The sequence below is a fragment of the Microbacterium azadirachtae genome (genome assembly GCF_000956545.1).
In the GTDB taxonomy this organism is placed as follows: domain Bacteria; phylum Actinomycetota; class Actinomycetes; order Actinomycetales; family Microbacteriaceae; genus Microbacterium; species Microbacterium azadirachtae.
In genome coordinates, this window is sequence record NZ_JYIT01000026.1 from 1 (window position 1) to 6,928 (window position 6,928).

6 protein-coding genes and 1 pseudogene are annotated in these 6,928 nt (G+C 73.4%); 6 read left to right on the forward strand and 1 reads right to left on the reverse strand.

The window, feature by feature from the left end:
- Nucleotides 1–227: pseudogene (locus tag RL72_RS20525) on the reverse strand (hypothetical protein); the annotation flags it as partial.
- Between RL72_RS20525 and RL72_RS00310 the strand changes: the two are divergent.
- From RL72_RS00310 to RL72_RS00335, 6 genes are all read left to right on the forward strand, one after another.
- Entirely contained in the window at nt 226–1,698 is a 1,473-nt protein-coding gene (locus RL72_RS00310; protein ID WP_045248802.1) for an SCO6880 family protein, read from the forward strand. The pseudogene RL72_RS20525 and the gene RL72_RS00310 overlap by 2 nt on opposite strands.
- A 51-nt stretch (nt 1,699–1,749) precedes the next feature.
- Nucleotides 1,750–2,544 carry a hypothetical protein gene (locus tag RL72_RS00315; protein ID WP_045248803.1) on the forward strand — a complete coding sequence of 265 codons (795 nt, stop codon included), beginning with the start codon at nt 1,750–1,752 and terminating at the stop codon, nt 2,542–2,544.
- On the forward strand, nt 2,541–4,034 hold the full coding sequence (locus tag RL72_RS00320) for a TraC family protein (RefSeq protein WP_045248804.1): 1,494 nt from the start codon (nt 2,541–2,543) through the stop codon (nt 4,032–4,034). The genes RL72_RS00315 and RL72_RS00320 overlap by 4 nt, the downstream gene beginning before the upstream one ends.
- Nucleotides 4,031–4,606 carry a hypothetical protein gene (locus RL72_RS00325; protein ID WP_248700314.1) on the forward strand — a complete coding sequence of 192 codons (576 nt, stop codon included), beginning with the start codon at nt 4,031–4,033 and terminating at the stop codon, nt 4,604–4,606. Before RL72_RS00320 ends, RL72_RS00325 begins: the two co-directional genes overlap by 4 nt.
- Nucleotides 4,603–6,372: a type IV secretory system conjugative DNA transfer family protein gene (locus tag RL72_RS00330; RefSeq protein ID WP_045248805.1), complete on the forward strand. Its 1,770-nt coding sequence runs from the start codon at nt 4,603–4,605 to the stop codon at nt 6,370–6,372. Before RL72_RS00325 ends, RL72_RS00330 begins: the two co-directional genes overlap by 4 nt.
- Nucleotides 6,373–6,446: 74 nt before the next feature.
- The coding region (locus tag RL72_RS00335) for a single-stranded DNA-binding protein (protein WP_082071868.1) at nt 6,447–6,928 on the forward strand (482 nt) is incomplete at its 3' end.

The following is a 6,928-nucleotide window of genomic DNA, read 5'->3' on the forward strand; positions in this document are numbered from 1 at the left end:
ACCTTGGCGCCGACGACGACGGCCGCGCCGATTGGTCCTGCAGCGGCCGCGCCACCGCCCGCCGCAGCCGGAGGACACGCGGACGCCGCCGAGCCGGCCACGTCCGCACCAAGCACCCCGCCGGCCCCAGCCGCGCCGTCACGGCCGGCCGCGCCCGCAACGCCGCCGCCGCGCCAGCCCGACCCGCCAGCGCGCCCGCAGCCCCCGGCGAAGAAGGAGTAGGTCATGGCATCCCGAAACCGTGCCGGTCATCGAGACGAACCCGAACTGCACCCCGTGAAGTTCAGCCGGCTCACCCGCCGCGGCGTGCTGCTGGGCCTGTCGCTGTCGCAACTGCTCGTGCTCGCCGTCGCGGCGCTGTCGATCGTCGTCGCCCTCTACATGGGCGGCGGCATGCTGCTGGCCTACGCCGCCCCGATCTGCCTGCTCTGCGCCGTGCTGGCCTGGGTGCCGGCCGGCGGCCGGAAGCTCATCGAGTGGGTGCCGATCGCGCTGCGCTGGGTCTGGCGCACCACCGGCGGGCAGCTCATGTTCCGCGCCCGGATCGTCAAGCCACGCCCGGCGGGCACCCTCGCCCTTCCCGGCGACGCCGCGGCGCTGCGCGAGTACCTCGACCCGGCCACCGACGCGGCGATGATCCACGACCCGCACGCCCAGACGCTGACCGCTGTGCTGACCGTCACCCATCCGGCGTTCGTGCTGCTGGACCCCAGCGAACAGGAGCGCCGCGTCACCGGATGGGGCCGGGTACTCGCGACCTGCTGCCGCTCGGGACGGCTCGCCCGCGTGCAGGTGCTCGAGCGGACGCTGCCGGACTCCGGCAGCGGCCTGGCCGAGTGGTGGGCCGAACACGGCCGCGCCGACTGCTCGTGGACCTCGAACACCTACGCCGAGCTCATCGACCGGGCCGGCCCCGCCGGGGAACGGCACGCCACGACCCTCTCGGTCGCGCTCGACCTGCGCACCTCGGCCCGCGCGATCCGCACCGCCGGCGGCGGGATGAAAGGCGCCGCCGCCGTGCTGCGACAGGAGATGACCACCCTGTCGGCGGCGCTTCGTGCCGCCGACCTGACCCCCTCCGAGTGGGCCGGTCCCGGCGAGATCGCCGTGATGCTGCGCTCGGCGTATGACCCGGCCGTCGCGGCGACCCTGGAACGACACCGCGACCTCGGTCGTAGCCTCGCCACCGCCGGCCCCGTCGCGATCACCGAGAGCTGGCAGCACCTGCGCTCGGACTCTGCCTTCCACGCGGTGCTGTGGATCACCGAATGGCCCAGGTCGCTGGTGTATCCGGGGTTCCTCGCCCCGATCCTGCTGTCCTCGGGCGTGCGGCGCGCGTTCTCGCTGATCGCGACCCCGATCCGCTCGGACCAGGCCGCCCGCGACATCCGCAAGAAGAAGACCGAGTACATCAGCGACGCCCATCAGCGTCAGCGGATCGGTCAGATCGAGGACGCGCAGCAGTCCGCCGAGTTCGAGGACGTCCTCCAGCAGGAAGCGGACTTGACCAGCGGCCACGGCATCCTGCGCTATACGGGTCTGATCGCCGTGTCCGCGCCGACGCTGGACGAGCTGGAGGCGGCCGTGTCCGCCCTCGAGCAGGCCGCGATCCAGGCGTCGTGCGAGACGCGCCGCCTGGTCGGGCAGCAGGCGGCGGCGTTCGCCGCCGCCGCGCTGCCGCTGTGCCGCACCGTCTGACCGGCCCCGCGCACCTGTCCTCCGACAGCCCATCCACCGGAGGACAACGCCATGCCGACTTTGACCGACCCGCTCGCGGACGCCGCGGAGAGCGCCGCCGCGCTGCGTGGCCTTGCGCACGCCAGGCGGGACATGCCCCCGACCAGCGCCTATCCGGTGCTCGGCGAGCTGGTCGCCGGCACCCGGTCGCTGCGCCAGGTGCTCGACCAGCTCACCCGCAGCCATCTCGACGCGCACGAGCTCGCCCGCACCGACGACGGCGACCCGTTCCTGGGCGGGGTCTACGCCTTCGCGGCCGCGGACGCGCTCAACCTCGCCGCGAACGCGCTCGACGAGGTGCAGGTGCGGCTCGACCTGGCCTCGCAGCACGCCTCCCGGATCGCCTGGCAGCCCGTCGGCGTCGACCCGGCCGGGCTCGCCGTCGACGGGCCGAGCCGCGCCCCGGAGGCGGCGCCGCGGTGGGTGAGCGTCGTGTTCCTGCAAGGCGAGGAGGCCGACGAGGTGCTGACCCTCATCGACCGGGACGGCCCCGACGCGGCCGTCGCGCACCTGGCGCGGTGGGACTACGGGCAGGAGACGACCGACGCGGCGCTGGTCAACGGCTACGTCTACGACGTCCCGCCCGTCGGTGCGCTGGACCGCACGGTCACGGTCGAGGGATACGCGCTGACCTACAACCCGACCCTCGGGCACGTTGGCCTGCTGCGCGCGCACGACGTCCCGCCCGACGCGGCGCTTGCCGAGCCCGCACCCCTCGTGCCGGCCGGGCGGACGCGCCCCGCCGACCCCCGCCTGTTCGGCGCTGCCGTGCAGAGCACTCGGCCCGGTCAGGGCCTGGCGCTGTGAGCGGCCAGGACGACGGCCGCCTGCACACCAGCGTGCTCGTCTCGCCGCAGAACGAGCGCCGAAAGCACCGCAAGGCACGCCAGCGCGCCGCCGCGGAGCTCATCGCCGAGCAGCAGCGCGCCCGCAAGCTGCAGGCGCAGCAGCGCTGGGAGGCCGACCGCGACGAACGCCGCCGAACCACCTACCTGCCGCCGTCCGGCGAGGCTGGCCCGGCGGCGCTGCGCACCCCAGGCCGGTTGAGGCTGCCGCGTCATCAGGACACCTCCGCGACGCTCGCCGGGGCGTACCCCTTCCTCGCCGAAGGCGGCCTTGGCTCTGCGGGCGTGTTCGTCGGCCAGGATCTCTACTCCGGTGGCAGCTTCGTCTACGACCCCTGGGTGCTCTACGCGCGTGGCGTCATCACGGCCCCGAACATCGTCGTGGCCGGCATCGTCGGCTCCGGCAAGTCGTCCCTGGTGAAGTCCCTCTACACGAGGTCGATCGCGTTCGGGCGCAGGGTCTACGTGCCCGGCGACCCCAAGGGAGAGCACACGGCGGTCGCCGAGGCCGTCGGCGGGAAAGCGATCGTGCTCGGGCACGGGCTGCGCAATCGGCTCAATCCGCTGGACGAGGGGCACCGGCCTTCGGACGTGTCCGACAGCGAATGGGCGACCCAGGTCGCTGCACGCCGCCGCGATCTGATCGGCGCGCTGACGGAGACCGTGCTGGATAGGCGGCTGACGCCTCTGGAGCACACCGCGATCGACCTCGCCCTGGCCGATGCGGTGCGCTCGGCCGAGACCCCGATCCTGCCGATGGTCGTCGACCGCATCCTGAACCCGGCTGCCGGCGACGACCCGGACGGGCGCCTCGCCGAGGATGGACGCCTCGCCGGGCACGCGCTGCGCCGGCTGGTCGCCGGCGACCTCGCCGGGCTGTTCGACGGCCCCTCCACGGTGACGTTCGACCCGTCCCTGCCGATGGTCAGTCTCGATCTGTCCCGCGTCGCGGAGAACAGCACCCTCATCAGCGTCCTGATGACCTGCTCGTCCGCGTGGATGGAAGCGGCGCTGCTGGACCCCAACGGCGGGCAGCGGTGGGTGATCTACGACGAGGCATGGCGGCTCATGTCCCATGCGCCGCTGCTGCGCCGCATGGACGCCCAATGGCGCCTCGCCCGACACTACGGCATCGCGAACGCGCTCGTGTTCCACAAGCTCACCGACCTCGACAACGTGGGCGACAGCGGCTCTGCGATGCGCGCCCTGGCGTCCTCGCTGCTCGCCAATGCGGAGACGCGGATCATCTACCGCCAGGAAAGCGACCAACTCGGCGTCACGGGCGAGATTCTCGGTCTGACCGGCACCGAGCAGAAGCTCTTGCCGACGCTGGGCACCGGGCAAGGGCTGTGGCGGGTCAAGGATCACTCCTACGTGACGCAGCATCAGCTGCACCCGGCCGAGCTTGAACTGTTTAACACGGCTACCCGCATGACCGGGGGCGTGGCGTGAAGCCCCGCTACCGGCGCGGCGGCGACGCCGACCAACCGGAGGTCCCGGCACCGGCGCAGCCGATCATTCACGTCCCCCACGTCCGGGTCGAGGTCGCGTCGGACGGCGCGTTGTCCGTCACGGTCGACGGCACGCCGTTCACCGCGCCGGAGGCGCTGCGTCCGCTGCGGCGCGACACCTTCGGGGCGCTCGCCGATCATCTCACCGCCGCCTTGGACAGCCCGATCCGCGTCGAGGTGCATGAGGCGGACGGCTCGACCTTTACCGACATCCTCACGCCACCGCGCCGCCGGAGCCGCTTCGCCCCTCCCGAGCCTGCCTTTCCCCAGCAGGCTTCGGCTCCGGCGGCTGCGGTCTCTGCGCTGTTCGAGGTGAGCGCGGACGGGTTCGTGCCCGGCGAGGACGTCGCCCTGGCGGTCATCGTCGCCCATTCCGACGCCGGCCCGACCGGGCGCGGGCGCGCGCTGCTGCAACACCATCTGCTCGAGCTGGCACCGACCCGCGAGGTGCTGCTGCTGGGCCGGATCTCCGGCACCCTCTCGGTGCAGCACCCCGAGCGGGCCGGCCGGTGAGCACGACGACGGGCCGCGGCCCCGAAGACCTGCTCGCGAACCTCGGCATCGGCCTGCTGATCGGCGCTGCGGGTCTGGCCGGCGTGCTGCGGGTCGCCGGGACGATCGCCGCGTTCCTGACCGGCGCGTCGCAGCCGACCGGCGGCATCGAGGCGGGCCTGGGCGTACTCGCCCGCCCCGGCGACCCCGGCGACCCGTTGGGAGCGCCGGGGCTGAACTCGGTCGTCTACTGGATCGTGACGGCGGCGCTGCTCGTCGTGATCGGCGGCGCCGGCTGGTGGGGCTGGTCGCTGCTGCGCCGGCACTCGACGGCGACGCGCCGCAACCCGCACCGCATCCAGGGCACCGCGACCGGCGCGGAGGTCGCCCAGGCGGCTTCCAGCCGGGCGCTGCTGCGCCGCGCCTCCACGCTGCGCCCGTCGACCTCTGACCCGAAACCGGCTGACGTCGGCTACCTGCTGGGCCGATCGCACGGGCGCCAGGTGTGGGCGTCGGTGGAAGACAGCATCCTGCTCATCGGGCCACCTCGTGCGGGCAAGGGCATGTTCGTCGCGATCAACGCCATCTTGGACGCCCCCGGCGCGGTCGTGACGACTTCGACCCGGCCCGACAACCTCACGGCCACGCTGCGCGCGCGGCTGCGGTGCGGTCCCGTGGCGGTGTTTGACCCGCAGCACTTGGCCGAAGGCGTGCCGGCCGGACTGCGCTGGTCGCCGGTGCGTGGCTGCGAAACTCCGCTGACTGCGATGATCCGCGCGACGGGACTGGCAGCGGGGACCGGGCTGTCCTCGGGCGGGGTCGAGGGCGGCGGGTTCTGGGAGGGCAAGACCCGCACCGCGCTCCAGGCGCTCCTGCACGCGGCGGCGCTCGACGGGCGCGGGGCCGCCGAGCTGTTCCGGTGGACCCTGGACCCGACCGCCGCTGCGGAGGCCGTCGCGATCCTGACCGCACACCCGCAGGCGGCGACCGGGTGGGCCGAGTCGCTGGAGGCGATGATCCACGCCGACCCCCGGACCCGCGACTCGATCTGGCAGGGCGTGTCGCTGGCTCTGAGCTGCCTGGCCGACCCCCGCGTGCTGGAGGCGGTCACCCCGCGCACCGGTGAGGACTTCGACCCCGCCGCGTTCCTCACCCAGCGCGGGACGCTCTACCTCTTGGCGACTTCGGCGGGCGCCGGCGGCTCGTCGGCGCTGGTCTCGGCGTTTGTGGAAGACCTCGTGGAGACGGCGCGGCACCTGGCCGCGACTTCGCCGGGGGCGCGCTTGGACCCGCCGTTGCTGCTGGCGTTGGACGAGATCGGGAACCTCGCGCCCCTGCCGAGCCTGCCCACACTCATGGCTGAGGGCGGCGGCACCGGGATCACGACCATGCCCGTGCTCCAATCCCTCGCCCAGGCGCGGGAGAAGTGGGGTGAGAATGCCGCCGCCGCGATCTGGGACGCCTCCATCGTCAAGATCATCCTCGGCGGCGCATCGGGGTCGCGCGACCTGCAAGACCTGTCCACCCTCATCGGCGAGCGGGACGAGACGACCCACTCCGACACGATCGGCGACCGCGGCTCACGCTCGTCCCAGCGATCGGTGCGCCGCGTGGCGGTGATGCCGCCCGAGACGATCCGCACCCTGCCCTTCGGCACCGGGATCACGCTGCTGCGCTCGGCCCCGCCGATCGTGACCGATCTGCGGGCATGGACGACCCGCGAAGACGCGGCGACGCTGAAGGCCGACCGCGCCGAGGTCGAGGCGCTGCTGCGGCGTCCCGCGTGACTGGCAGCGGGCGTGTACCTGCCTGACGGGAACGGCCGCAAGTGGCGGCTGTCAGAACAGGCAAGGAGCACGACGTGAGCATTCAGACGCAGCAGTCGTTGTCCGGGTTCATCGCCACGGAGCCGCAGCTGACCACGACCTCAAAGGGGCAGGCTCGGTTCTACGCCAGGGTCGGCGTGCGGCATCAGCGCGTGGAGCCGGACGGCACCACGACCGACCTCGAGCCGACGTTCCACCACCTCGTCCTGTTCCGCGCCGCCGCCAAGCGCGCCCACGCGCTGCTGGTCAAGGACGACAGCTTCGTCGCCAGCGGGCGCGTCCACCCGTTCACCTACGAGCGCGACGGGAAGACGATCCGCGACGAGGAGTTCATCGCGACCGCGATCGGCCACGACAGCTTGCGCACCCGGTACAGCGTCGACCGCAGCCACCGCGCCGAGCAGGCCGCGGAGGCGGACGCCGCCGAGCGCCCCGCGCCGCGCCCGCGTCGCAAGCCGGCGCCGATCGCGGACGCGCCGAGGCGGCAGGCCGCCGAGTCCGCTGCGGTCGCCCTCTG

Bases quoted from the DNA above. Each gene is read 5' to 3' on its own strand.
- RL72_RS00310 (WP_045248802.1), top strand. From the start codon at position 226: ATGGCATCCCGAAACCGTGCCGGTCATCGAGACGAACCCGAACTGCAC.
- RL72_RS00315 (WP_045248803.1), top strand. From the start codon at position 1,750: ATGCCGACTTTGACCGACCCGCTCGCGGACGCCGCGGAGAGCGCCGCC.